Origin of the sequence: Thiocapsa marina 5811, assembly GCF_000223985.1 — a bacterium.
Lineage (GTDB): Bacteria > Pseudomonadota > Gammaproteobacteria > Chromatiales > Chromatiaceae > Thiocapsa > Thiocapsa marina.
Map to the genome: position 1 here is coordinate 57,456 of NZ_AFWV01000007.1, position 26,302 is coordinate 83,757.

At 63.5% G+C, this 26,302-nt stretch carries 24 protein-coding genes; 22 read left to right on the top strand and 2 right to left on the bottom strand.

Features of this window, described 5'->3' with window-relative positions; translation table 11 throughout:
* Positions 1–6: 6 nt before the first annotated feature.
* From ccoO to ccoS, 9 genes are all read left to right on the top strand, one after another.
* Positions 7–753, top strand: a complete 747-nt coding sequence (gene ccoO / locus THIMADRAFT_RS11160; RefSeq protein WP_007193140.1) for a cytochrome-c oxidase, cbb3-type subunit II — start codon at positions 7–9, stop codon at positions 751–753.
* On the top strand, positions 746–961 hold the full coding sequence (locus THIMADRAFT_RS11165; protein WP_007193141.1) for a cbb3-type cytochrome c oxidase subunit 3: 216 nt from the start codon (positions 746–748) through the stop codon (positions 959–961). The genes ccoO and THIMADRAFT_RS11165 overlap by 8 nt, the downstream gene beginning before the upstream one ends.
* On the top strand, positions 948–1,862 hold the full coding sequence (gene ccoP, locus THIMADRAFT_RS11170) for a cytochrome-c oxidase, cbb3-type subunit III (protein WP_007193142.1): 915 nt from the start codon (positions 948–950) through the stop codon (positions 1,860–1,862). The genes THIMADRAFT_RS11165 and ccoP overlap by 14 nt, the downstream gene beginning before the upstream one ends.
* A gap of 75 nt (positions 1,863–1,937) precedes the next feature.
* Positions 1,938–2,084, top strand: coding sequence for a hypothetical protein (locus THIMADRAFT_RS27445; RefSeq protein ID WP_007193143.1), 147 nt, complete (start codon positions 1,938–1,940; stop codon positions 2,082–2,084).
* 309 nt (positions 2,085–2,393) lie between these two features.
* The gene (gene ccoG / locus THIMADRAFT_RS11175; protein ID WP_007193144.1) at positions 2,394–3,824 is read left to right on the top strand and encodes a cytochrome c oxidase accessory protein CcoG; all 1,431 of its coding nucleotides are present in this window, start codon (positions 2,394–2,396) and stop codon (positions 3,822–3,824) included.
* Between the two features lie 70 nt (positions 3,825–3,894).
* Positions 3,895–4,581, top strand: coding sequence for a hypothetical protein (locus THIMADRAFT_RS11180; protein WP_007193145.1), 687 nt, complete (start codon positions 3,895–3,897; stop codon positions 4,579–4,581).
* A 77-nt stretch (positions 4,582–4,658) separates the two neighbouring features.
* Complete coding sequence (locus THIMADRAFT_RS11185) at positions 4,659–5,174, top strand: FixH family protein (protein ID WP_007193146.1); 516 nt, start codon at positions 4,659–4,661, stop codon at positions 5,172–5,174.
* 136 nt (positions 5,175–5,310) lie between these two features.
* Positions 5,311–7,752 (top strand): heavy metal translocating P-type ATPase, encoded by a 2,442-nt coding sequence (locus THIMADRAFT_RS11190; protein ID WP_007193147.1) that lies wholly within the window; start codon positions 5,311–5,313, stop codon positions 7,750–7,752.
* A 44-nt stretch (positions 7,753–7,796) separates the two neighbouring features.
* A complete protein-coding gene (gene ccoS / locus THIMADRAFT_RS11195; RefSeq protein ID WP_007193148.1) occupies positions 7,797–8,015 on the top strand; it encodes a cbb3-type cytochrome oxidase assembly protein CcoS in 219 nt (72 codons plus the stop codon).
* 175 nt (positions 8,016–8,190) lie between these two features.
* Here ccoS and THIMADRAFT_RS11200 read toward each other — a convergent pair whose 3' ends face one another.
* Both THIMADRAFT_RS11200 and THIMADRAFT_RS11205 read right to left on the bottom strand, forming a co-directional pair.
* Positions 8,191–8,751, bottom strand: coding sequence for a gamma carbonic anhydrase family protein (locus THIMADRAFT_RS11200; protein ID WP_007193149.1), 561 nt, complete (start codon positions 8,749–8,751; stop codon positions 8,191–8,193).
* A gap of 153 nt (positions 8,752–8,904) precedes the next feature.
* Positions 8,905–10,539 carry an alpha-D-glucose phosphate-specific phosphoglucomutase gene (locus tag THIMADRAFT_RS11205; protein WP_040731087.1) on the bottom strand — a complete coding sequence of 545 codons (1,635 nt, stop codon included), beginning with the start codon at positions 10,537–10,539 and terminating at the stop codon, positions 8,905–8,907.
* Positions 10,540–10,832: 293 nt separating this feature from the next.
* On the opposite strand from THIMADRAFT_RS11205, the gene htpG reads away from it, so the two are divergent.
* The 13 genes from htpG to lon all read left to right on the top strand — a co-directional run bounded on the left by htpG (position 10,833) and on the right by lon (position 26,242).
* On the top strand, positions 10,833–12,752 hold the full coding sequence (gene htpG, locus THIMADRAFT_RS11210; RefSeq protein WP_007193151.1) for a molecular chaperone HtpG: 1,920 nt from the start codon (positions 10,833–10,835) through the stop codon (positions 12,750–12,752).
* Positions 12,753–12,953: 201 nt separating this feature from the next.
* The gene (gene adk, locus THIMADRAFT_RS11215; protein ID WP_007193152.1) at positions 12,954–13,613 is read left to right on the top strand and encodes an adenylate kinase; all 660 of its coding nucleotides are present in this window, start codon (positions 12,954–12,956) and stop codon (positions 13,611–13,613) included.
* A 247-nt stretch (positions 13,614–13,860) separates the two neighbouring features.
* Positions 13,861–14,244 (top strand): thioredoxin, encoded by a 384-nt coding sequence (gene trxA, locus THIMADRAFT_RS11220; protein WP_007193153.1) that lies wholly within the window; start codon positions 13,861–13,863, stop codon positions 14,242–14,244.
* A 107-nt stretch (positions 14,245–14,351) separates the two neighbouring features.
* Positions 14,352–14,786: a DUF1249 domain-containing protein gene (locus THIMADRAFT_RS11225; protein ID WP_233490238.1), complete on the top strand. Its 435-nt coding sequence runs from the start codon at positions 14,352–14,354 to the stop codon at positions 14,784–14,786.
* 202 nt (positions 14,787–14,988) lie between these two features.
* Positions 14,989–15,459, top strand: coding sequence for an Rrf2 family transcriptional regulator (locus tag THIMADRAFT_RS11230; protein WP_007193155.1), 471 nt, complete (start codon positions 14,989–14,991; stop codon positions 15,457–15,459).
* A 143-nt stretch (positions 15,460–15,602) separates the two neighbouring features.
* Positions 15,603–16,529 carry a 50S ribosomal protein L3 N(5)-glutamine methyltransferase gene (gene prmB, locus THIMADRAFT_RS11235; RefSeq protein WP_007193156.1) on the top strand — a complete coding sequence of 309 codons (927 nt, stop codon included), beginning with the start codon at positions 15,603–15,605 and terminating at the stop codon, positions 16,527–16,529.
* Positions 16,526–16,849 carry a hypothetical protein gene (locus THIMADRAFT_RS11240; RefSeq protein ID WP_007193157.1) on the top strand — a complete coding sequence of 108 codons (324 nt, stop codon included), beginning with the start codon at positions 16,526–16,528 and terminating at the stop codon, positions 16,847–16,849. Before prmB ends, THIMADRAFT_RS11240 begins: the two co-directional genes overlap by 4 nt.
* A 64-nt stretch (positions 16,850–16,913) precedes the next feature.
* Positions 16,914–18,299: an oxygen-independent coproporphyrinogen III oxidase gene (gene hemN, locus THIMADRAFT_RS11245; protein ID WP_007193158.1), complete on the top strand. Its 1,386-nt coding sequence runs from the start codon at positions 16,914–16,916 to the stop codon at positions 18,297–18,299.
* 14 nt (positions 18,300–18,313) lie between these two features.
* Complete coding sequence (locus THIMADRAFT_RS11250; RefSeq protein WP_007193159.1) at positions 18,314–19,885, top strand: long-chain-fatty-acid--CoA ligase; 1,572 nt, start codon at positions 18,314–18,316, stop codon at positions 19,883–19,885.
* A gap of 143 nt (positions 19,886–20,028) precedes the next feature.
* Positions 20,029–21,333, top strand: a complete 1,305-nt coding sequence (gene tig / locus THIMADRAFT_RS11255) for a trigger factor (RefSeq protein ID WP_324603136.1) — start codon at positions 20,029–20,031, stop codon at positions 21,331–21,333.
* Between the two features lie 133 nt (positions 21,334–21,466).
* Positions 21,467–22,111 (top strand): ATP-dependent Clp endopeptidase proteolytic subunit ClpP, encoded by a 645-nt coding sequence (gene clpP, locus THIMADRAFT_RS11260; RefSeq protein ID WP_007193161.1) that lies wholly within the window; start codon positions 21,467–21,469, stop codon positions 22,109–22,111.
* 200 nt (positions 22,112–22,311) lie between these two features.
* Positions 22,312–23,586, top strand: coding sequence for an ATP-dependent Clp protease ATP-binding subunit ClpX (clpX, locus tag THIMADRAFT_RS11265; RefSeq protein ID WP_007193162.1), 1,275 nt, complete (start codon positions 22,312–22,314; stop codon positions 23,584–23,586).
* 196 nt (positions 23,587–23,782) lie between these two features.
* Positions 23,783–26,242 carry an endopeptidase La gene (gene lon / locus THIMADRAFT_RS11270; protein WP_007193163.1) on the top strand — a complete coding sequence of 820 codons (2,460 nt, stop codon included), beginning with the start codon at positions 23,783–23,785 and terminating at the stop codon, positions 26,240–26,242.
* The last annotated feature ends 60 nt before the right edge of the window (positions 26,243–26,302 follow it).

Genomic DNA, 26,302 nt, shown 5'->3' on the forward strand with positions numbered 1-26,302 from the left:
CATCTAATGGCCGATAACAAGACGAAGCCGAAATCCTTCCAGGAATGGATGGAGGTCAATATCTGGGGCCTGCTCATCGTGACGGCCCTGGTGCTGTCCGTGGGCGGATTGGTCGAGATCGTTCCGCTCTTCTATATGAAGAACACCATGGAGTACCACACCTATCCGGAGATCGTGTGGGATAAGGCCGGAGCAGAGCCGATCGTGGTCGTCGACGAGGCCGGAAAAGAGCAATGGAACTGGGCGGCGGGCGAAGGAATGCGTCCCTACACGGCGCTCGAGCTGGCCGGGCGAGACATCTACCAGCGCGAGGGTTGCTACCTTTGTCACTCGCAGATGATCCGTCCGTTCCGCGACGAGCGCGAGCGTTACGGGCACTACTCGCTGGCCTCCGAGTCCATGTTCGATCACCCCTTCCAGTGGGGCTCGAAGCGGACTGGTCCTGACCTCGCGCGGGTCGGCGGTAAATATTCCGACGAGTGGCAGCGCCAGCATCTGCGTGCGCCGCGTTCCTTGGTCCCTGAGTCCGTAATGCCGGGGTATCCCTGGCTGGACGAGAATTATCTCAGCGGCAAGAAAATGCAGCGTCACATGCGCGGGATGCGTACGGTGGGTGTGCCTTACTCGGACGCCGATATCGAGGCGGCGCCGGCACTGGTGGACGGCAAGACCGAAATGGACGCTCTGGTGACCTATCTACAGGTCCTCGGCACCATGGTCGCGCTTGACGAGTCCAAGACCTACCGTGAGTAGTCTCAGCGACCACCTCCAGACCGATTGGCAGGCGATGACGACGAATGATTGGATCGGCACGATCCTCACCGTCGTTGTCTTCCTGCTGATGGTCGGTGCCTACTTCTACGTCTTTCGTCCCAAGAATCGGGAAAAGCTCGAAGCCATGAAACATATCCCGTTCGAAGAGGACAACGAGCACACCGGAGACCCACATGGCCGAAAATAACCCCTTTCCCGGTGAGAACAATACCGGGCATGTCTGGGACGACAATCTGCGGGAATTGGCGAATCCGCCGCCGCGGTGGTGGATGCTCGGATTCTGGGCATCCATTCTCTTCGTCATCACCTACACCATCCTGTACCCGAGCTGGCCGGTCGGTCAGCAAGCCACACCGGGGCTTCTGGGTTGGACCCAGATACAGGAATACGAGCAGGGCGTTGCTCAGGTCGACGCGAAACGCGGTCCGTTCGAAGAGCAGATCAGTCAGATGACTGCCGAAGAGATCATCGCCGATCCGGGGCTGCTGCAGTACACGCTGGCATCGGCCAAGGTCCTGTTCGGCGATTATTGCTCTGCTTGCCATGGTAGCGGCGGTCAAGGCAATCCCGGCTATCCGGTCTTGGCGGACGACGACTGGCTGTACGGCGGCTCGATTACGAAGCTTAAAGAGACGATTACGAACGGTCGTAAAGGCGCGATGACCGCCCACGCGAACATCCTCTCGGCGGAAGAGATCGATGCGCTTTCGAACTGGGTCGTCGAAATGCACGACGGCAGCGAGGGTAGTGCAGCCGGTTGGGAGCTGTATCGGGCCAAGGGCTGCAACGCCTGTCACGGAGAGAAGGCGAACGGGGTACTCGCCGAGCTTCCGGGCGGGGAGGTCGTGACCGTCGGTGCGGCGAATCTCACCGACAGCATCTGGCGCTTCGAGCCGGGCGGCTTCGAGAGTGCGCGTCACACGATCATGTACGGTGTGAACCAGCCCGGTATCCCCGAGACGCGAGACGCGGTCATGCCGGCCTTCGGCTCGGTGGCTAAGGTGGACGATGTCGAGGTTCGGAAACTCGACGATCAGGACATCAAGAAGCTCGCGATTTATGTCCACCAGCTCGGCGGTGGCGGCTGACAAGCGTCTGAAGGCGTGCGGGCCGGCCCGTCGGCCGGCCTGCGGACAACAAGGGGAGCAGGGGAGGAGATCGACATGACCGGAGGATTGACGTGGGATTTCGTGACTTGGATGTCCATCGCGATGGTCGTCATCGCGATCCTGATCATCGTGTTTCTGGTCTACAAGGTCATCACCTTAATGAACCGGGATGCGGAGGCGCATAAGAACAACCAGCATTGACGGCGCGTCGGGCGTGCTGCAATGCCATCGAGGGGGATCTGAGATCCCCCTTTTTTTGTACCGTAAATGGCTTCCGAATCAATCGGTTGCGCTTGCGAAAACGCATGGCGAAAAGCCGGCCTGAAGCGTAAGCTGATCGATTGACGAAAGCGGCCATCGGCTGATCGTTTCGGATCCCTTCAACCGGTCCCGAGGGCCGGATTCGGCCGAGCGCGCCGCCGCTTCTCTGTTGCGCGTCGTCGCGATGCGCTCGCAACGCGGCGCTCGAGCGCCCTGTCGTAAACGTTGACCCCGTCGTGGAGATGGTCAGTGAGCACGAATCCTGTCGTAACTCAAACCGCCGTTGATGACCTCTATGCCGAGGCCGAACATTGGCATGTCAATACCGGCGGGGAGACGATCCACGCCAAACGTCTTGCCGGGCGTTGGCGCACCATCAAGTGGGCTGCCGCGTCGGTTTGGTTGATCTACTTCCTGGGCCCTTACCTGCGCTGGGACGGCCGGCAGGCGGTCTTGTTCGATATCCCGAATCGTCAGTATCACATCTTCGGCGCGACGGTCCTCCCGCAGGACTTTTGGATGCTCTCGCTGTTGTTGCTCTTCTTCGCCATCCTGCTCGCCGTGGCGACCGCATTGGTCGGCCGCGTCTGGTGTGGCTATTTCTGCTTTCAGACGGTCTGGACCGATATCTACACCTGGATCGAAGAGAAGCTCGAGGGGAGTCCGCCGCAACGTCGAAAGCTCGACAAGTCGCCCATGTCCCTGAGCAAGCTTCGGATCAAGGCGACCAAGCATGCGCTCTGGTTGATGATCGGCTTTATCACGGGTTTCAGCTTCGTGGCCTGGTTCACGGACGCGCCGACGCTGTGGGGCAGCTTCTTCGCCGGCGAGTCCGGCCCCGTTGCCTACATCACGGTGGCGCTCTTCACGGTCGGGACCTACGGCCTTGCCGGATTCATGCGCGAGCAGACCTGCTTCTGGCTCTGTCCCTATGCGCGTATCCAAGGCGTCATGCTCGATAAGACGACTATCGTTCCGACGTACGATGTTGCGCGAGGCGAGCCCCGCGGACGCGTGAAACGCGGCGAGACCGGCGAAACGCGCTCGGGCGGCGACTGCGTCGACTGCAATCAATGCGTCGCCGTCTGTCCAACCGGGGTCGACATCCGTCACGGGCAGCAGGAAGGCTGCATCACCTGTGCGCTCTGCATCGATGCTTGCGACCAGGTCATGGACAAGGTCGGGCGTCCGCGCGGTCTGATTCGCTATGCCTCGCTCGACGAGATCGAAGGGTTGCCCACCAAGAAACTCTTGCTACGACCGCGGGTGTGGGTGTACGCGGCGATTATGAGTGTTGCCTTGGCCGGGATCCTCTACGGGTTCTCGACCTTGGCTGCGATCGACCTCAAGGTTCTGCACGAGCGCGCGCCGCTGTACGTGCGGCTCAGCGACGGGTCTATCCAAAACAAGTACACGCTGAAGATTCTCAACAAGATGCCCGAGGAGCTCTCCGTACGGATCAGCGTGACCGGACCCGACGGCTTGGAGCTCGTGGGTGCGGAGGAGCCGATCGTCGCACCGCCGGGCGGAGTGACGCCCGCCGTCGTCTTCGTGAAGGTGCCGAAGCGCTCGCTCGACGGCGAACAGCATCCGGTGCGGTTTCACGTCGAAGCGGCGCGCCCCTCCGGCGACTTGGTCGAGGCCGATCGGGACAGCGTCTTCATCGGACCGCGGTCCTAGCAGGCTCGCCGGCTCCGAGCGCGACGGACGCCGTTCGGTGCTTGTCTAATGCAAACGGTAGCATCGATCGATGGATGAGATGGCGAGCTTGGGGGACGCAAAGCGGCTCGGTCGCGACGTCCTTCGGGATGTGTCGACCCGCAGGCTATTCACCGCACTGATGGTCTTCGACGTTTTGTTTGTCCTGATGATCGTCGCCAAAGCATTCGACCTGGTCTCGTTCAAGGCGGGGATCGGCAACCTGATGATTGCGAGTCAATTCGCCCTCGCGGCCCTGGTTTTCATCTTCGGGTGGTGGCGCTACCGCGATTCTGCTTTCGGCAGTCTCTGTGTGATTGCGAGTCTGCTTGCCGCGGTCAAGATACTGAAATTTCATAAAGCATTGGGTGTCCTTTTCATTTACGGCTGGGTTGCGGGCATCGACGATCCGACAAGATCCGAAATAGGGGTTCTTGTCTTTTCGCTCGTGTTCGGTGCCATATCGATCGTAATTCTCGCCTTAGGCTGGCGCGGGACTGATCGAGCGGGGCGTGCCGCGATTGTCCTGACGGGGCTGGTGTTCGGGATTGTTGCTTCTGCTTCAATCGGCGCGGACGCGTTGTCCTACCTCCTGATGCGGCTCGTGGACATGGATCACGACACCCTTTCCCGTCTTGAGCAGGGCATCGAGCTTGTCACCGTCTCGGCGTTGTTGGCCCTTGCGGTTGGCGTCGTTCGAGTCGGCTCGTCGGCTCTTTGGATGCGGAACGCAGCATAGACAGGTCGGCACGGGAGCTCGTTTGGCACAGCCGACGAGCCGTTGCTCGAACGGTATCGAAATCGAGGTAAACGAGTATGCAGGCAACTAGCGAATCTTCTTCCAAACCGACCCCGGCGTTCCGCAGCCCCTGGGTTCTGGCATGGATCGGCTTAATCGTCACGGTACTGGCCGTGAATCTGACCTTTGTCTTTCTCGCGATCCGCACCAATCCGGGGTTGGTCAACGCGAACTACTATGAACGGGGCCAGGATTACGAGCGAACGATGGTCTCGCGTCTCGCCCGCGATCCCGGTTGGCTGATGCGTGCGGATATCCCGAAGCCCCTCACGGCCGGTGCGCAAGAGTCGATTCGTTTGGTCCTTGTCGACAAGGCCGGTCAGCCCGTGGATGTCGACGACGCGACCTTTTACGCATACCGGCCGTCCGATGTCTCGCGCGACTTCGCTTTGCCGATGATTCGGGAGACCAAGGGACGCTATCTGGTCGAGACGTCTTTTCCGCTGGTCGGCGTTTGGGACATCCTGATCGCCGCGAAGACAGGCGAGGACGAATACAGCGTCGGCGAGCGTGTCAACGTCGCTCGCCCCTGAGGTCCGAACGCCTCCGGTTTCGAGCCCCGAAGCTGGTTCGGCATCGGCGGCGGGTGTACATCCGGAGGCGGCCTCGGCCCGAACGCGCTGCTTCCACTGCGGTCTGCCGGTCGCCGAATCCGCGCGCGAGACGGCCGTGGTGGCCGGTCGCGAACGAGCCTTCTGCTGCACCGGCTGCAAGTCGGTCTGCGAAGCGATCTTCGCGGCCGGATTGGAGGGCTTCTACAAGCGCACCCCCGAGGGCGAGATCTTCGGGCCACCCCCCGAGCCACCGAAGGATCTGGCTGTCTTCGACCTCGATGCCGTGCAGGAGGAGTTCACCGACACCGCCGGCGAGTCCCGCGAGATCAACCTTTTGGTCGAAGGTATCCACTGCGCGGCTTGTGTCTGGCTGATCGAGAAGGGGCTTTGCGCCATGCCGGGGGTGGAGGAGGCCCGCGTCAACCTGACCGGGCGGCGGCTGCGCGTGCGCTGGGACAACGGTCGCCTGAAGCTTTCTCGGATCCTGCGCCGACTCGCCGATCTCGGCTATGCCGCCGCGCCCTTCGATCCCGAGTCCGCCGAGGGTGCGGTCGGGCGCGAGAACCGCAACATGCTCTACCGCATGGCGTGGGCCGGTTTCGCGATGATGAATCTCATGTGGATCTCCATCGCGCTTTACGCGGGCGCCGATGAGGGCGAGTTCCGCGGCTTGTTTCAGTGGCTCGGCTTTGTGATTGCCACGCCGACCCTCCTGTATTCGGGCGCGCCCTTCTTCCGCGGAGCCTGGTCCGGTCTGCGTTCGGGCCATCTCAGCATGGACCTGCCGATCGCGATCGGCGTGACCACGACCTATAGCTATTCGCTCTACGTCACACTCGGCATCTCGCGCATCGGAGATGTCTATTGGGATACCGTCGTCAACTTTCTCTTCGTCATCCTCGTCGGGCGCTATCTCGAGGCGATCTCGCGGCGCAAGGCGGTGGCCTCGACGCAACGGCTGCTCGACCTTCAACCGAAGGTCGCGACTCGACTGGACGGGGAGGGCGGCGAGGCCGAGTCGGTCGTTCCGGTTCGCGCATTGAAACTTGGCGAGCGTGTGCTGGTGCGTCCGGGCGAGCGGATCCCCGTGGACGGCGAAGTGATCTCGGGCGGCAGCGGGGTGGACGAATCCATGCTCACCGGCGAGTCGCGAGCGGTCGCGAAGACGATCGGCGATCAGGTCGTTGCGGGTACCATCAACGGTGCGGGTGTCCTGACCGTGCGGATCGGTGCGCTGCTGCGCGAGACCGCGCTGGGTCGCATCATCCGTCTGGTCGAGGACGCGCAAGCGAGCAAGGCCCCGATTCAGCGGCTTGCCGACCGGATCGTGCCCTGGTTCGTCGCGGGAACGCTCGGTCTGGCGACCTTGACCTTCCTGATCTGGATGCGGGTGGATGTCGAGGTCGCGGTCATGGCGGCGACGGCCGTGCTCATCATCACCTGTCCCTGCGCCTTCGGAATGGCCACGCCGATGGCAGTGGCCGTGGCGACGGGTCTGGCCGCCTCGCGGGGTATCCTCGTGAAGAACGGTGCCGTGCTCGAGCGCCTCTCCTCGATCGATCATTTCGTCTTCGACAAGACCGGGACGCTGACCGTCGGGCGGCCGACCGTGACCGGGCTCGCGAGCGCGCCCGGCCATTGGCGCCCGATCGACGGACCGCATGATTTGACGTGCGAGGAGCGCGATGTCCTCACTGGGCTTCAGGCGCTCGAGCGGCTCTCGGAGCATCCGATCGCCGCAGCCATCCTGGACCTCTGCGCACGTGCCGAGATCGACCGCGTGGCTTCCCGGGTCGATGCGGTCGAGGTCGCGCCCGGTCTCGGAATCAAGGGTCGCGTCGATGGCGTGGAGATCCTCGCCGGCTCGTGCGAGTGGTTGATCCGCAACGGCGTGCAACCCTGGTCCGAGGTTGGTGAGCAGTCCGCCGCGGCTTCGGGGCTGGTTCATTGCGCGCGAGCCGGTGAAGAGGTGCTGCGGCTCGGCGTCGCCGATCCGCTGCGTCCCGATGCCGCGCGCGTGATCGGGCGGATGCGCGAGCGGGGGATCCGGGTGACGCTCCTGAGCGGTGATCGCCGCGAGACGGCCGAGGCGATCGCAGCGCAGCTCGGAGGCGGGATCGATGTTATCGCCGAGGTCATGCCCGAGGACAAGGATCGTGTGATCGCCGAGCTGCAGCGTGGCGGCCACCGGGTCGCCATGGTGGGCGACGGGGTGAACGACGCGCCTGCATTGGTGCGTGCCGATGTGGGGATCGCCATGGGGAGCGGGACCGATGTCTCGATCGCCAGCGCCGACATCGTCCTCATGTCCAGTGAGCTCGGGCGTGTCGAGGAGGCCGCGCGACTGTCTCGCAGCACCCTAAGGACCATCCGCCAGAACATCGGCATCTCGGTGGTTTACAATCTCGTCATGGTCCCGCTTGCGATGGCTGCGGTCGTCACACCTCTGATCGCAGCCGTCTCGATGCCGCTCAGCTCCCTGGCGGTCATCGGCAACTCGGCGCGGATTCGCGCGGTCTTCAAGCCCGGAGACGGCGGCGCTCCGCGCGAGCCGTGACCCGAGCGGTTGCTTGATTCTGTCGAGCGGAGGTTCGATCGACGATGGACGTGATCTACGGCCTGATCCCCGGCATGCTGGTCCTTGGACTCGCTGCGGTCGCCGTGCTCTTCTGGGCGACCCGAACCGGTCAATACGACGATCTGGACGGCGACGGCCGGCGCATCCTCATGGACGAAGACGCGGAGGATGGCGACCCGCGGCGTGCGCCGCCCATGGACGCCGATCCCGAGCTGAATCCAACTGAATCCCGTCGCGAGTGATCCGCCAGGTGAGACGCGCTATCGACGCCGCACCAATTAAAGACCTCGGTAGACGACGGGATTCAGGAGATAAAAAAAATAATGACTTAAACTTCGGCATCCACCGGCGATCCAGGGGGCTCCGACATCACCGGAGCCTACCCACATCTCAAACCCCAAAGGGCCGAAGTTTAATTTAGAACTCGTTTTGGAGGCGTTTGTATCCCCGCACCAAGTCAACATTGGCGCGGATCACGTCCTCCGAGAACTCGCTCGCTTGCGGCGTGACCCGCCGGATGGAGTCCAGATCGGTCGAGGGACCGATGCGCGTCGTGGAGGGGACGTAGAACTCGGGTGGAAGATCGCAACCGTCGACGACGGCATTGTGGCGGACGACGCAGCCGTCCCCGACGCGACAGTTGAAGAGCACGCTGTTGAAGCCGATGAAGACCCGATCTCCGACGGAGCAGGGGCCGTGGACGATCGAGCGATGTGCGATCGAGGTGTTGGTCCCAATGGTGACCGCCGCGCCGGACTTGGAATGGATAACGACGCCGTCCTGGATGTTCGAGTTGGCACCGATCACCACCGGGTCCATGTCGCCCTGCGCATCGACCTCGTCGGCTCGGATGACCGCATAGGGTCCAACGAAGACGTTGGCGTGAATCACGACCTTCCCGCAGATGATCGCAGTCTTATCGATGTAAGCGGATTCGTCGATCACCGGCAGATCGCCGGAAGGGTTCTTGCGGATCATTCGGAATGCCTGTCTGGATAAGTCCTTCGCTGGAGTCGGCGCGGCTTAAGATTTCAAAGAACGAGGTCATTCTAGAGCGCGTCTCCGCTGAGTGTTTTGGATGCATCGAACGTCGAGCTCACTCGAAAACCAGCATCTCGCTCTGGACGCGCTTTAGGTGACGACGTCGGGCTCGCTGCGGCCGGTCCGTGCTTCGATCTGCGCGAGCTCGCGCGCGATCAGGATCAGCGGCTGCATCGCCTCTTGGGTGTCTTGAAGGTGGCGCTCGGGATCCGGCTCGAAGAATTCGAGATAGATCCGCAGTGTCGCCCCTTCGGTCCCCGTACCCGAAAGCCGGAAGACGATGCGCGCTCCGCTCTCGAAGCCGATGCGAATCCCCTGGCGCTCCGAGCGGCTGCCGTCGATCGGGTCGGTGTAGGCGAAATCATCGGCGTAGCGCACGGTCTGCTCGCCGAGCTGCCGACCGGCCAGACCGGGGAGAAGGATCCGCAGGTGGTCCATCAAACCCTCCGCCGCGGTGGCGTCGACCGCCTCGTAGTCGTGCCGGGTGTAGAAGTTGCGTCCGAACCGGCGCCAGTGCTCGGCGAGGATCTCGGAGACCGATTGCTGGCGCACGGCCAGCAGGTTCAGCCAGAAGAGCACGGCCCAGAGCCCGTCCTTCTCGCGGACATGATCCGAGCCCGTGCCGAAGCTCTCTTCGCCGCAGAGCGTGATGCGGCCGGCGTCGAGCAGATTGCCGAAGAATTTCCAGCCGGTGGGGGTCTCGAAGCACTCCACGCCCAGCTGCTCGGCCACACGATCCGCGGCCTGGCTGGTCGGCATGGAGCGCGCGACGCCGCGGATCCCGGCGCGATAGCCGGGAACCAGGTGTGCATTCGCTGCAAGCACCGCCAGACTGTCGCTCGGGGTGACGAAGCACTTCTTTCCGAGGATCATGTTGCGATCGCCGTCGCCGTCCGAGGCCGCACCGAAGTCCAGTGCATCCGGTCCCTCGGTCATCGCCACCAGCTCTTTGGCATGCGCGAGATTCGGATCGGGATGCCCGCCGCCGAAATCCTCCAGTGCTTCGCCGTTCAGGACGGTGCCCGGTGCCGCGCCCAGGCGCGTCTCGATGATCTCTTTGGCATAAGGGCCGGTCACGGCATGCATGGCATCGAAGCGCATGCGGAAGATGCCGGAATTGAACAGCTGGTGGATGGCGTTGAAGTCGAACAGCGACTCCATGAGCTCGGCATAATCGCTCACCGGGTCGATGATCTCGACATCCATGTCGCCGATACGCACCGTGCCGAGCTCATCCAGATCGGTCGCCGGGCAGTCGAGCGTGCGGTATTCGCGGATCGTTTGGGTCCGCGCGAAGATGGCGTCGGTGACCGACTCCGGCGCGGGACCGCCCGCCGCGATGTTGAACTTGATGCCGAAGTCGCCATCCGGGCCGCCCGGGTTGTGGCTCGCCGAGAGGATGATGCCGCCGCGCGTGCGGTACTTGCGGATGACGCAGGAGGCGGCCGGTGTCGAGAGGATCCCGCCACGCCCGACCAGCGCCCGCTTCACCCCGTTGGCCGCGGCCATGCGCAGGATGGTTTGGATCGCCTCGCGATTGTAGTAACGTCCGTCGCCGCCGACGACCAGTGTCCCGCCCGCGACATCGGTTTGGGTGTCGAAGATCGCCTGGACAAAGTTTTCCAGATAATGCGGCTGCCGGAACACCCCGACCTTTTTGCGCAGGCCGGAGGTGCCGGGGCGCTGCCCCTCGAATGGCGTTGTGGCGATCACTTGCGGTTGCATCTTCAACCCCTTGACGTGTATTGACATGGCGGGCTCCGATCTTCACATGTCCGGATGCGGAGCGCCCGGGCTTGCTTGAAAAGGCTCCCGAAGGCGCGGGATGCGGATGCTCGGTCACGCGATCGGCCGCTGCGCTCGTGCGGCATTGTATCCCCGCAAGCCCATGCGACAATACCGGATCGGCCCGGGGCTGCTCCGGCCGTGCACCGCGCGTGATGTCGGACGGCCGCTGTGCCCTCGGGCCACCCCCCAATTTCAAGTTGAATCGAAGCACGATTGAGGTATTCCAAGCAATGACAGTCGAAGCGCACAAAGAAACACTGGAGTTCAAGGCGGAGGTCAGCCAGGTGCTGGATCTCGTCATCCGGTCGCTGTACTCGAACAAGGAGATCTTTCTGCGCGAGCTGGTCTCCAACGCCTCCGACGCGGCCGAGAAGCTGCGCTTCGAGGCACTCAGCGACGACGGGCTCTACGAAGGCGAGAGCGAGCTGCGCATCCGGGTCGAGATCGACAAAGAGGCCGGCACGCTGACGGTATCGGACAACGGGATCGGGCTGAGCCGCCAAGAGGTGATCGACACCATCGGTAGTATCGCCAGCTCCGGCACGCGCCGATTCGTCGAGGCGCTTTCGGGCGATCAGGCGAAAGACAGCAAGCTGATCGGCCAGTTCGGTGTCGGTTTCTATTCGGCCTTCATCGTCGCGGACAAGGTGACGTTGATCTCGCGTCGTGCCGGACTCGGTGCCGAGCACGGGGTGCGTTGGGAGTCCGACGGCCGCGGCAGCTTTACCCTGGAGACGCTCGAGAAGTCCGGTCGCGGCACCGACGTTATCCTGCACCTGAAGGAGGACGAGAAGGAGTTCCTGGATGCCTGGCGTCTGCGCAGCATCATCGGCAAGTTCTCCGACCATCTCGCCCTGCCGGTGGAGATGCGCAAGGAGCTTTACGGCGAGGAGGCCGAGAAGGCCAAGGACGCACCGCCCGAGTACGAGCAGGTCAACCGCGGCACCGCACTCTGGATGCGCAACAAGTCGGAGATCACGGAGGAGGAATATCACGACTTCTACAAACACGTGTCGCACGACTTCGATGTCCCGCTCGCCTATGCCCACAACCGGGTCGAGGGGACGAACGAGTACACCACGCTGCTCTTCGTGCCCAAACGTGCGCCCTGGGATCTGTGGGAGCGCGACGCCAAGCACGGCGTGAAGCTCTATGTGCGCCGCGTCTTCATCATGGACGAGGCCGACAAGCTGATGCCGCACTATCTGCGCTTCGTGAAGGGCGTAGTCGACTCCGACGACATGCCCTTGAACGTCTCGCGCGAGATTCTCCAGCACAACCGTAAGATCGACACCATCCGCCAGGCCAACACCAAGCGAATCCTCGGACTCCTCGAGACCCTGGCGAAGGACGAGCCCGAGAGGTACGGCGAATTCTGGGACGAGTTTGGCCGGGTGCTCAAGGAAGGTCCGGCCGAGGACTTCGCGAACAAAGAGCGCATCGCCGGTCTGCTGCGCTTCGCCAGCACTCACAGCGAGAGCGATGCGCAGCGCGAGTCCCTCGACGGCTACCTGGAGCGGATGAAGGACGGCCAGGAGAAGATCTACTACATCACCGCCGACAGCGCAGCGGCGGCGCGTCACAGCCCGCATCTCGAGGTCTTCCGCAAGAAGGGCATCGAGGTGCTGCTCTTGTCCGACCGCGTCGACGAGTGGTTGGTCAGTCATCTCACCGAGTACAAAGGCAAGACGCTGCACTCGGTCGCCAAGGGCGATCTGGATCTCGGCGGGTTGGCCGATGCCGAAGAAAAAGAGGCCAAGGAGAAGGCCGCGGCGGAGCACGGCGGTCTGCTCGAGCGGCTCAAATCCACCTTGGGCGAGCGGGTCGACTCGGTCCGGCCGAGCACCCGCTTGGTCGACTCCCCGGCCTGTCTGGTCGTCGGCGAGCACGACATGAGCGCCAATCTGGCGCGCGTGCTCAAGGCGGTCGGTCAGAGTGCGCCCGAGAGCAAGCCGATCCTGGAGGTCAACATCGGCCATCCCTTGGTCAAGCGCCTGGAGTCCGAGAGCCAAGACGATCGTTTTGCGGACCTCGCGCTCATCCTGCTGGACCAGGCGCAGCTCGCCGAAGGCGGACAGCTCGAGGATCCCGCGGCGTTCGTCGGGCGTCTGAACAAGTTGATGCTCGGCATGCTGATGTCCGGGCGCTGAGGGCGAACCCCGCGGCAGTGCCTCGTCGATTGCGCGCGCCCGTCGAATCTCGGCGGGCGCGACGCTGCCGGGCGGTCCTCGGAGCGGCTTTCGGCCATAAATCCGCCCGATCCCGCGATGGATTAGTTCTGTGGTTCTCTTGAATCGGACTGTGGCACACTCGGGCGTACCCTAAGAGAAACATCACTGAGAGGAAGCGAAATGCGCGTCATCCTATTGGGCGGCCCGGGCGCGGGAAAAGGTACGCAGGCGGGATTCATCAAGGAGCACTTCAAGATCCCGCAGGTCTCGACCGGCGATATGCTGCGCGCGCACGTCAAGAACGGGACCGATCTGGGCAAGGCGGCCAAGAAGATCATGGACGAAGGCGGTCTCATCTCCGACGACATCATCATGGGCATGGTGAAGACCAGGATCACCGATGAGGACTGCAAGAACGGATATCTGTTCGACGGTTTTCCGCGCACCCTGGGGCAGGCCGATGCCCTGAAGGCGGCGGGCGTCGGCATCGATGTCGTGGTCGAGATCGACGTGCCGGACGAGGAGATCATCCGCCGCATGTCGGGTCGTCGAGTCCACCCCGGCTCGGGCCGGACCTACCATGTCGTCTTCAACCCGCCCAAAGAGGCCGATAAGGACGACGAGACCGGCGAGCCGCTGATCCAGCGCGACGACGACCGCGAGGAGACCGTGAAGGAACGGCTGCGCGTCTATCACGACCAAACCGAGCCGCTTATCGACTACTACTCGACCTGGGCCGAGCAGGGCGGCGATGACGCCCCTCGTTACGTCAAGGTGATCGGGATCGGTTCGGTCGAGGGGATTCGCGACGAGATCATCGCGAAACTCTCCGCCGGCTGAGGCCCTCTCGAGCGCCTGCGGGCGACACCCGGTACTCGATGTCGGGTCCGGCCCTGTCGGCCCGATCGGGGCGTGCCCATCCGCAAGGTACCGAGCGCACGCGTTTTTTTCGCCGCACGCTGCTTTCCGAGAAACCCGCGCGCGCTCGGTATATCCCTGTTTCGAGTCCGTGAAACTGCCGAGGGGCCCGGATTCTGATACCATCGACGGCAATGTTTCATCGCCGAATTGATCGCAGGATATCCTTATGGCCGTAATCGAGCTCGACGGGACCAATTTCGAACAAACGATTCAAGGCAATGCCTTCGTCGTCGTGGACTTCTGGGCGCCCTGGTGCGGTCCCTGCCGATCCTTTGCGCCGGTCTACGACAAGGTGTCCGAGGACTTGACCGATATCGTCTTCGCCAAGATCAACACCGAAGAGCAGCAAGAGATCGCCGCTCACTTTCAGATCCGTTCGATTCCGACGCTCATGATCTTTCGCGAGCAGATCATCATCTACTCGCAGCCGGGCGCGCTCCCGGAGAGTCAGTTCCGAGATCTCCTGGCCAAAGCCGGGGATCTCGATATGGTCGACGTCAAGCGTCAGATCGCAGAGCAGGCCCAGGCTCCGGCCTCCGGAAACGCATAGCGCGTCAGTCGCGCACCGCTCCCTCGGTTCCGGTCTCGATGCAGCGCGCTTGCCACCCTTGGGCGACTGCCTGCGTCCTGTCGGGTCGCCCCAACGTCGGGGCACTCATGAGTCTCTGCGAAGAAAACTTCGCGCGGCTCGCTCGCTTGGTTCCGGAGCTGGGCGCGCGGCCGCCGGGCGTTTACGGATCGCGTTGCCCCGAAGGGGTCGATCTCTATCTCGAGATCGAAGAGCAGGCGCGCTTCACGACCATCCTTCGTCTCACCTATGTCTTCGCCGTTCAGGGCGCTGCGCTTCCCGACCCGGATGCCCGCTTGAGGGTGTATCACGACGCCGGTCAAGTGGAGGTGATCGACCTGCGCCAAACGGTCCTGCCGCTGCGTGCCGACTATCGTGCACCTGCGCTCGCCGAGAAATGGCAAGCGAATCTCTTCGTCGGCAAGTGGCTGACATATTGCCTGCGGCAGGGGCGCGTCTTCGCGGATGCGCCGGTCACTCCCCCGACGTGCGCGTCCGGCGCTCGCGTCACCCTCTGCCCTTAGCGCGCCGTTGGCCCGGGCCGGTCTGGTCCGGATCCACGCCGGCGGCAGACGCGCGCTCTTCCCCTCGAGACCCGTTCTCCGACGACCGATCACGCGGTTGCGCATTGAAATGTCGAAATTGTTGACTACTTAACTGGGGGACATTGGGCGCCGTCGCTTCGACCCGCGCGTCCATCGGCTCACTCACTCCAGGCATCCTACGATGAGACTATCGACGAAAGGCAGATACGCGGTGACCGCTATGCTCGACCTCGCGCTGCATTCCGGCAGCGGGCCGGTGACGCTGGCGGACGTCTCGGTAAATCAAGGGATCTCGTTGTCGTACCTCGAGCAACTGTTTGCCGCGCTGCGAAGCAAAAAACTCGTGCGGGGCGTGCGCGGACCGGGAGGAGGCTACTATCTCGGTCGATCGGCCGAGGACATCTCGATCGCCGACATCATCTGCGCCGTGGACGAGTGGGTGGAGTTCACGCGATGCGGCGGCCGCGAGAACTGTCGCGACGGTCAGCGTTGCTTGACGCATCATCTATGGGATCAGCTCAGCGACGAAATCTTTCGCTTCCTCAAAGATATCTCGTTGCAAGATCTGGTCGACCGCGGCCGCGGCCGATCCGATGCACCGAAGGTCGGGATCGAGACGCTCGAGGACGACGCCAAACGACGCGCGGCCTGATCGGCGGTTCGGTTCGGGACCCGCGCTCGAAGCCCCTGTCGGCTTGCTCTTCGTTGCTGACCCGCAACGGGGCTGAACAGGGGCGCGCGGTAGTGGTATCCTGCGGCGCTGGATTCACTGACGCGTTCTCTTCGAAATTTCGTATGGCCGAGCAGCCGGATGGTTTGATCACGATACAAGACTTCGTGCGGTGGGGGGCAAGCCGCTTCAACGCCGCCGGACTTTACTTCGGTCACGGGACCGACAACGCTGTCGACGAGGCCGCTCACCTGGTCCTCGGAACCCTGAGCTTGGACCCCGGACTCCCTGCCGGTTTTCGCGATTGCCGGTTGACGCCGTCCGAGCGCGTGCAGGTGTGCGACATCCTCGAGCGTCGGGTCGTGGAGCGCCTACCGGCGGCCTATCTGACCGGGCGGACCTGGTTCGCCGGTCTTGAAATGATCGTGACACCGGACGTTCTGGTGCCGCGATCGCCGATCGCAGAGCTGGTCGAGGCCGGTTTCGAGCCCTGGATCGACGGCGAGATCGTCGGCCGCGTGCTGGATCTGTGCTGCGGGAGCGGTTGCATCGGCGTTGCCGCAGCCGTCCACCTGCCCGATGTGGATGTCGATTTGGTCGACATCTCGACCGAGGCGTTGGATGTGGCGAGGCGCAACGTCGCGCGACACGGGGTCGAGGATCGAGTGCGCGTCTTCGCCTCGGATCTGTTCGCGTCGGTTCCGACCGACCGTTACGATGTCATCGTTTCCAACCCTCCCTATGTGTCTCGCTCCGAGCTGGACGCCCTGCCCCTCGAATACCGCAATGAGCCCGAGTTAGGCCTTCTGGGTGGCGAGGATGGTCTTGATCTCGTCGTCAGGATCCTCGCCGATGCCGCAAGCCATCTAACGGACGAGGGTATTTTGATCGTCGAGGTCGGCACTGCGGCGCCCGAGCTGGAACGTCGCTTGCCGGGCGTGCCCTTCACTTGGATCGAGTTCGAGCGCGGCGGGGAGGGCGTCTTCCTGCTGACGCGCGAGCAGCTCGATCGCCATCAGCTCGAGCTACTCGAAGAGGCCACGACCCGATGAGCTTGTCCCGGGTCAAGAACATCGACGACCATGTCGAGCGCACACGCAGGGCGATCTTCGCGGACGCCGGTCTGCTCGACTGTCTCGAGCTCGAGATGGAGGGCTCGGTCCGGTCCTCGGCCGTTCTCGATCCCCTTCAAAAGGGTTTTCGGGCGCTGGAAGACGCCGGGAAGGATCGGAGCGACACCTTCCGGCGCACGGATCTGCCGCTCATGGACCTGGTCGGCACGTACGCGGAAGAGATTCCATTCCATACCCTGCTCGAACAGATCAACGAGACGCGCCGTCGCGGCCTCGATGTCGGCGGGGATGATGCCTGAGACAGGCGTTACGAACATGGCCGAACGGGTGTCGCGGCAGGCACCACGGCCGGAGGGTTGAACGGTGGAACAAGGTATTTCTTTCGATCTGGATCTGATCCGTCGCTACGACCAAAGCGGCCCGCGGTATACGTCGTATCCGACCGCGGTGGAGTTCGACGAATCCTTCGACGTCGCCGCCTATCGCGCGGCCTGCGAGCGCAGCAATCACAGCGGCCGCCCGCTCTCGCTCTATTTTCACATCCCCTTTTGCGACACCGTCTGCTTCTATTGCGCCTGCAATAAGATCGCGACGAAGGATCGCTCCCTTGCCCCGCCCTATCTCGAGCGTGTCTACAAGGAGCTTGCCCTGCAAGCGGAGCTGTTCGACAAGACGCGCGTCGTGGAGCAGCTGCACTGGGGCGGCGGTACACCGACCTTCCTCAGTCACGCTCAGATGACCGAGCTGATGGATACGACGCGCCGGCACTTCAACCTGGCCGGGGACGATGTCGGCGAGTACTCGATCGAGATCGATCCGCGCGAGGCCGATGCCGCCGGTGTGGCGCTGCTGCGCCGTCTGGGTTTCAACCGGATGAGTCTGGGCGTGCAGGACTTCGACCCGCGGGTTCAGCAGGCGGTGAACCGCATCCAGACCGAGGCCGAGACCATGGCCGTGCTCGAGGCGGCACGCTCCGAGGGTTTTCGCTCGATCAGCATCGACCTCATCTACGGCCTGCCGTTCCAGACCCCCGAGAGCTTCGCACGGACCTTGGAGCGCATCATCGCGGTCGATCCGGAGCGCCTGTCGGTCTTCAACTACGCCCATCTGCCCGAGCGTTTCAAGCCGCAACGGCGGATCAACGAGGCCGATCTGCCGGCGCCCGAGGCGAAGCTCGACATCCTTCAGTCCACGATCGAGCGCCTGACCGAGGCCGGCTATGTCTATATCGGCATGGACCATTTCGCCCGTCCCGACGACGAGCTGGCCCGCGCCCAGCAGGCCGGGACCCTGTATCGCAACTTCCAGGGCTACTCCACTCACGCCGACTGCGATCTAATCGGGATCGGGGTGACCTCCATCGGCAAGATCGACAACACCTACGGCCAGAATCGGCGCGGACTGGAGGAGTATTACGCGGATCTCGACGCCGGACGTCTGCCGGTCTTCCGCGGTATCGAGCTGACCCGCGACGACCTGATCCGTCGCGACATGATCACCCGTCTGATTTGTCACTTCGAGCTCGACATCCCCTCCGCCGAGGCGGCTTGGGATATCCGCTTCGACGAGTATTTCGCCGACGCCCTGATGAAGCTGCGCGACATGGCCGGAGACGGGCTGCTGGAGGTCGACGCGCACAAGATCCGCATCCTCCCGCGCGGGCGCCTTCTGGTGCGCAACATCTGTATGGCCTTCGACGCCTATCTGGCCACCAAGACCGGGCCGATCGGCTTCTCGAAGGTGATCTGACGGCTTTCTCGCTGGTGGGTACGAGCGTCGCGCCGGACATTCCCGGGCGCTTTCGGGCGACGGCGGCAAGGTTCGGCGCGTCGATCGGCATCTGCTCGGATCGGGGCGATTGGAGCTATGCCGCGCTCGATCGGGCCTCCGACGGGGTCGCCGGGGCGCTGGCTGCGGCCGGTATCGGGGAGGGCGATCGCCTGGGACTGCTCTGCGGCAACGGCCCGGAGCTCGTCATCGCCTACCTCGCAACGCTCAAGGCCGGCGCGACCTTGGTGCCGCTCAACCTTCTGCTCAACCCCAAAGAGATGGCCTACATCCTGGCCGACAGCGGGGCCGTGGGTCTGATCCATCAGGAGGCGTTCGATGCGGCCGCAGCCGCCGCCCTCGACGGCCTGACCGACATAGCCGTGCGGGTGCGGATCGGCGCGAGCCCCGCGGTCGATCCGGCCATCCTGGATTTCGCCGCCATGATGCGCAGCGCCGAGCCTGCGCCTGTCCGGGCGTGCGATCCGCAACACGCGATCGCCGCGATCCTCTACACCTCCGGCACGACCGGTCGTCCCAAGGGCGCGATGCTGTCCCACGCCAATCTGATCGCGAACGCCGATGCCGTCGCGCAGGCGCTTGCGCTCGCCCCGGCCGACCGCATCCTGGTCGTGCTCCCGATGTTTCACGCCTTTGCCGCGACCGTCGGCGTGCTGACACCGCTGCTGCATGGTCTCGGGATCGTGCCTGTCGCGAAGTTCGATCCGGGGGCGATCTCGACGGCCATCGCTCGTCACGGCGCCAGCGTCTTCCTCGGCGTGCCGAGCCTCTACGGTGTGCTGTTGCGGCTCGATGCCGAGCAGCTCGCGCACTGGCGCAGCGTGCGTGTCTGCGTGAGCGGAGGTGCGGCCATGCCCGCCGCACTGATGGCGGCGTTTCAGGAGCGCTTCGGGATCCCCGTCCTCGAAGGTGACGGCCCGACCGAATGCGGTCCCGTCACCTGTGTCAATCCGATCGCGGGCGTGCGCAAGCCCGGCTCGATCGGGTTGCCGATCCCCACGGTCGAGACCCGGATCCTCGACCCGGAGGGTCGCGAGGTGCCGGACGGGACCTACGGCGAGGTCTGTGTGCGTGGGCCGAGCGTGATGCAGGGCTATCACAACCAACCCGAGGCGACCCGCGAGAGCTTCTTCGGCGACTGGTTCCGTACCGGCGATCTCGGTTATCGCGATGCGGACGGCTATATCTTTCTGGTCGACCGCATCAAGGATCTCATCATCACCAACGGCATGAACGTCTATCCGCGGGTGATCGAGGAGGCGCTTTTCGCGCATCCGGAGGTTGCTGAGGCGGCGGTCGTCGGCGATCCGGACGCACGCCACGGCGAGATCCCGGTTGCACACGTCGTCCTGCGCACCGGTTCGTCGGCCACCGAGGCGAATCTGCGTGCTTGGTGCCGCGAGCACTTGGGACGGCATGAAGTCCCGCGCCGTCTGATCATCCGGGACGTCTTGCCGAAGAACGCGGCGGGCAAGATCCTCAAGCGCGAGCTGCGACGCTGCGGCGAGCATGAGCGAGGGGTCGGCGAGGCGTCGGCGCCCGGGTGATCGGGTGATCGGGTGATCCGATAGCGTTCGCGACGGACGGCCCGTGCGCTATACTGGACAGCTTTTATGCGGTTTGGGCGTCTCTGCCCGATCCAAGATTCAACAACCTACGGACCCTCTCGGCGAGGGCCGAGCGGAGAGACATGATGCAGGTTTCGGTTGAGACGGGCGAGGGGCTCGAGCGACGGATGAAGATCGATCTGCCTTTCGAGGAGATCGCGGTCGAAGTGGATAAGCGCTTGCAGAAGCTCGCCCGAAGCGCTCGTCTGCCCGGTTTTCGGCCGGGCAAGGTGCCGATGAAGGTGCTGAGGAAGCGTTACGGCGACGCCGTGAACCAAGAGGTTTTCGGCGAGCTCGTCGAGTCCAGCTTCTCCGAGGCGCTCATGCAGCAATCGCTGCGCCCCGCGGGGATGCCGCGGATCGAGCCGGAGATCGATCCGGCCGAGCAGCGTTTCGGCTATACGGCGATCTTCGAGGTCTTGCCGCAGGTCGAGATCGTATCCCTGTCCGGGCGCGCCGTGAAATCGCCGGTCGCCGAGATTACCGACGAGGATATCGATGCGATGGTCGAGCGGCTGCGCCGGCAGCACGCGACCCGGGCGCCGGTGGAGCGAGCAGCCGCGACGGGTGATCTTTTGACCATCTCCTTCAACGGGACGCTCGACGGCGAGCCCTTCGAGGGTGGCTCCGCGTCCGGCGTCAAGCTCGAGCTGGGCACGGGTCGCATGATCCCGGGGTTCGAGGACGGCTTGATCGGCGCCTCGGCCGGCGAGGAGCGCACGCTTGATCTGGTGTTTCCCGATTCCTATCAGGCCGAGCATCTCGCCGGCAAGCCCGCGCGTTTCGAGGTGAGCGTCGAGGCGGTGGAGGAGTCCGTTCTGCCCGAGATCGATGCGACCTTCATCGAGAAATTCGGTGTCGCCGACGGGGATGTCGCGCGTTTTAGGGCGGAGGTGCGTCAAAATATGGAGCGGGAGATGAAACAGCGGCTCGACGCCCGCAGGAAGGAAGCGGTGATGGAGCTGCTCCTCGGGGCTCACGAGATCGAGCTGCCGGGGGTCTTGGTTCAGGAGGAGATCCGCGCGATGAAGGCGCAGATGCTCGAGACGCTCGGCTCCGCGGATGTGGCGCTCCCCGACGGGCTGTTCGAGGAAGGAGCGAAGCGGCGCGTCGCGCTGGGACTCATCATCGGCGAGATCGTGAAGCAGCAGGGGCTCCGCCCCGACCCGCAGCGGGTCCGCGCGGCGGTCGAGGACAGCGCCTCGACCTACGAGCAACCGCAGGCGGTCATCGATTATTTCTACTCCGATCCCAAGCATCTCGCCTCGGTCGAGAGCCTCGTGCTCGAGGAGCAGGTCGTCGAATGGGTGTTGGGGCAGGTCGAGGTCGAGGAAGAGGCGCTGACGTTCGACCAATTGTCCGAGTCGAGCGCTCGCCCCGGCCTCTGAGGGCAGTGAGGGCAGCGGATCCGACGTCCGGTTTGCGTGCGCCGGTCCGGTACACATCCGTGCGCGGCGATCGGTCGCGGGCGGATGTCGGTTTTGTTCATGCTGAACGCGATTTAAGGCGATGAGACATCCTATGAGCTATTCTTCGAGCCGTTCGGATTGGCAGCCCTCCGGTCTGGGGCTGGTGCCCATCGTCGTCGAGCAGACGGCGCGCGGCGAGCGTTCCTTCGACATCTACTCCCGGCTTCTCAAAGAGCGCGTCATCTTCCTGGTCGGTCCGGTCGAGGACCACATGGCAAACCTGGTGGTGGCGCAACTGCTGTTTCTGGAGTCGGAAAACCCCGACAAGGACATTCACCTCTACATCAACTCTCCGGGCGGCTCGGTGACGGCGGGTCTGGCGATCTACGACACCATGCGGTTCATCAGGCCCGACGTCAGTACCATGTGCATCGGGCAGGCGGCCAGCATGGGCGCCTTGCTGTTGGCGGGCGGTGCGGCCGGCAAGCGTGTCTGCCTGCCCCATTCGCGGATGATGATCCACCAGCCGTTGGGCGGTTTCCAGGGCCAGGCCACGGATATCGACATCCACGCGCGCGAGATTCTCTATATTCGCGATCGACTCAACCACATCCTCGCCCACCATACGGGCCAGCCGATCGAGAAGATCGCGGACGACACCGAGCGAGATCGCTTCATGAGCGGCGAGGAATCCGTGGCATACGGCCTGATCGACAAGGTCATCGACGAGCGCGGTCCGGCGCCGAAGAAGGCCTGATTTCAATGTCCGGCGCAGTTGCCGGGCCGCGCTGCGCACGCCGCTTGCCCCCGATACGGCCGATCGAATGATGGATCCCGTGGAGATGCGCGGGATTCGTCACCATCTTGCCATCCAACAGCAAACCGTTATGATTGAGTTTGCGCCCTCAGAGACCCTCTCAACTTGACCCCAACCGACCGCACGGAGACTCAACCGCGATGAGTGGAAACAGCCACGGCAAGAGCGACGACGGCAAGCTACTCTACTGCTCCTTCTGCGGCAAGAGTCAACACGAGGTCCGCAAGCTGATCGCCGGCCCGTCCGTATTCATCTGCGACGAGTGCGTCGAGCTCTGCAACGACATCATCCGCGAGGAGATGCAGGACGGCGTGGGCGAGGCGACCAACAACCTTCCCAAGCCGCGCGAGATCAACGCGCGACTCGACGAGTTCGTGATCGGCCAGGAGCAAGCCAAGAAGGTCCTGTCGGTCGCGGTCTACAACCATTACAAACGTCTCGAGGTCGCCGAGGCCAAGGAAGACATCGAGATCGCCAAGAGCAACATCCTGCTGATCGGCCCGACGGGCTCGGGCAAGACACTGCTCGCCGAAACACTCGCGCGACTGCTGAACGTCCCCTTCACGATTGCGGATGCGACGACCTTGACCGAGGCCGGTTATGTCGGCGAGGACGTCGAGAACATCATCCAAAAGCTGCTTCAAAAGTGCGATTACGACGTCGAGAAGGCGCAGACCGGCATCGTTTATATCGACGAGATCGATAAGATCTCGCGCAAATCGGATAATCCATCCATCACCCGCGATGTCTCCGGCGAGGGGGTACAGCAAGCCCTGCTCAAGCTGATCGAAGGCACCGTCGCCTCGGTTCCTCCGCAGGGCGGGCGCAAACATCCGCAGCAAGAGTTTCTGCAGGTCGATACCTCCAATATCCTCTTCATCGTCGGCGGGGCCTTCGCGGGTCTGGACAAGGTGATTCAGAACCGCTCGCGCAAGACGGGTATCGGCTTCTCGGCCGAGGTCCACAGCCAGGACGACAGACGGCAGATCGGCGAGCTCTTCAGTGCGGTGGAGCCCGAAGATCTCATCCGCTACGGCCTGATCCCCGAGTTCGTCGGCCGACTCCCGGTGATGGCGACCTTGGAAGAGCTCGACGAGCCGGCGCTGATGCGGATCCTGACCGAGCCCAAGCATGCCCTGGTCAAGCAGTATCAACGTCTCTTCGAGATGGAGGGCGTGGAGCTCGAGCTGCGCGACGATGCCCTGCTCGGGATCTCGCGCAAGGCCATGGAGCGCAAGACCGGAGCACGCGGACTGCGAACCATCATGGAGCAGGTGCTTCTGGATACCATGTACGATCTCCCGTCGATGGAGCATGTCGGCAAGGTCGTGATCGATGCGTCGGTCATCTCGGGCGAAAACAAGCCGTTCCTGATCTACGAAGGTTTGGAGAAGCAGGCCGTCGCAGCCGACTGATCCTCGTTCGTCTCCCTCGTGCCCCGCGCACGTCGCGGGCACCCGCCGCGCCGGGTTTCTGTTGAAGTCGGCTCGGCGCGCCCTGATCCTTACCCCAGACCAGAACTCAACCGACGCCCCGAGCCGACGCGCGCTCGCGAGCAGCAGTGACGACAACTGTCGGCGCGGGTCGTCCACTTCACGAGAACGGATCCACATGGCGCACCACGATTCAGTATCCAGCTCGGCATCCGATACCCTTCAAGAGGTCCCGGTTCTTCCTTTGCGGGACGTCGTTGTTTATCCGCATATGGTGATCCCGCTTTTTGTCGGCCGCGACAAATCGATTCGCGCGCTCGATGCGGCGATGGCGAGCGACAAGCAGATCCTTTTGATCGCCCAGAAGAGCGCCGATGTCGACGACCCGGGCGTGAAGGATCTCCACGAGATCGGGACCCTGGCCAACATCCTGCAGTTGCTCAAGCTCCCCGACGGGACCGTCAAGGTCTTGGTCGAAGGCAATCAGCGGGCACGTATCGACCGTTTCCTCACGACGGAAAGCTCTTTTTCGGCCAACATCGAGCCGATGGACGAGACCCTCGAGGTGGACGAGCGCGAGCAGGAGGTGCTCATGCGCTCCGCGGTCACGCTGTTCGATCAGTACGTCAAGCTCAACAAGAAGGTCCCGCCGGAGGTGCTGACCTCGCTCTCGAGCATCGACGAGGCGGGCCGGCTCGCCGACACCATGGCTGCGCACATGTCGTTGAAGCTCGACGAGAAGCAGCGCGTCTTGGAGATGATCGATGTCCAAGCCCGGCTCGAGCACCTGATGGGCCTGATGGAGTCCGAAAACGATATCCTCCAGATGGAAAAGCGCATCCGCGGGCGCGTGAAGCGCCAGATGGAGAAGAACCAGCGCGAGTACTATCTCAACGAGCAGATGAAGGCGATCCAGAAGGAGCTCGGCGAGCTCGAGGACGCGCCCAACGAGATCGAAGACCTGGCGAAACGCATCGAGGCCGCCGGGATGCCGCGCGAGGCCAAGACCAAGGCGCAAGGCGAGCTCAACAAGCTCAAGCTGATGTCGCCCATGTCGGCCGAAGCGACAGTGGTGCGCAACTACATCGACACCCTGGTCGCCGTACCATGGAAGAAACGCACGCGCATCCGCAACGACATCAAGGTCGCCGAAGCGGTGCTGGACAAGGACCACTACGGCTTGGAGCGCGTGAAGGAGCGCATCCTCGAATATCTCGCGGTCCAGCAGCGGGTGCGCAAACTCAAAGGCCCTATCCTCTGTTTGGTCGGCCCGCCCGGTGTCGGCAAGACCTCGCTGGGTCAGTCGATTGCCCGTGCGACCAATCGCCAATTCGTGCGCATGTCGCTCGGCGGCGTGCGCGACGAGGCCGAGATCCGCGGACATCGTCGGACCTATATCGGCGCACTGCCCGGCAAGATCATCCAGAATCTCTCCAAGGCCGGTTCGCGCAACGCCTTCTTCCTGCTTGACGAGATCGACAAGATGGCGATGGACTTCCGCGGCGATCCCGCATCGGCCCTGCTCGAGGTCCTGGATCCGGAGCAGAACCATACCTTCAACGACCACTACCTCGAGGTCGATTTCGATCTGTCCGAGGTGATGTTCGTCGGCACCGCGAACACCCTGAACATCCCGCCTGCGCTTCTGGACCGCATGGAGGTGATCCGTCTTTCCGGTTACACCGAGGACGAGAAGGTCGCGATCGCCGAGCGCTATCTGCTGCCCAAGCAGATGAAGAACAACGGCTTGAAGGATGGCGAGCTGGTCATCCGCGAGAGTGCGCTGCGCGACATCATCCGGCATTACACACGTGAGGCCGGCGTGCGCAGTCTCGAGCGCGAGATCTCCAAGATCTGTCGCAAGGTCGTCAAGGAGGTGCTGCTGAAGAAACGCGATACGGCCACGACGGTCAGCGCGAAGAACCTCGAGAAATACCTGGGCGTCCAGCGTTTCCGCTACGGTCGCGCCGACGAGCACGACCAAGTCGGCCAAGTCACCGGTCTGGCCTGGACGGAGGTCGGCGGCGAGCTGCTTCGCATCGAGTCGGCCCTGGTTCCCGGCAAAGGTAAGTTCACCTACACGGGTCAGCTGGGCGATGTGATGCAGGAGTCCATTCAAGCCGCGATGACGGTCGTGCGCTCGCGCGCCGACGCGCTCGGTGTGCCCCCGGACTTCCACAACACGCTCGACGTGCACATCCACGTGCCCGAGGGTGCAACCCCGAAGGACGGGCCCAGTGCGGGTGTTGCCATGTGTACGGCGCTGGTTTCCGCGTTGACGAAGATTCCCGTGAAGGCAAGTGTTGCCATGACCGGGGAGATCACCCTGCGCGGGGAGGTGTTGCCGATCGGGGGGCTGAAGGAGAAGCTCCTCGCGGCGCACCGGGGCGGCATCGATACCGTGATTATTCCGCTCGAGAACGAGCGGGATCTCACCGAGATTCCGAAGAACATCAAGCAACATCTAAACATCCATCCGGTGCGCTGGATCGACGAGGTTTTCGATATTGCGCTGACGAAACGCCCGGAATGCATCGCTGCAGATGCTGACGGGAACGACCCGATCACGGTCGAGAAGGACACGCGCGAGGCTTCTGCCGAGCCGGCACGCGATCAGACCGCGCGACTCCACCATTAGAGCGACCCGGGCAGGGAAGAGGCCGGGGCGCGCTTCCCCGATAAGCCTCTCCCGGCTGCC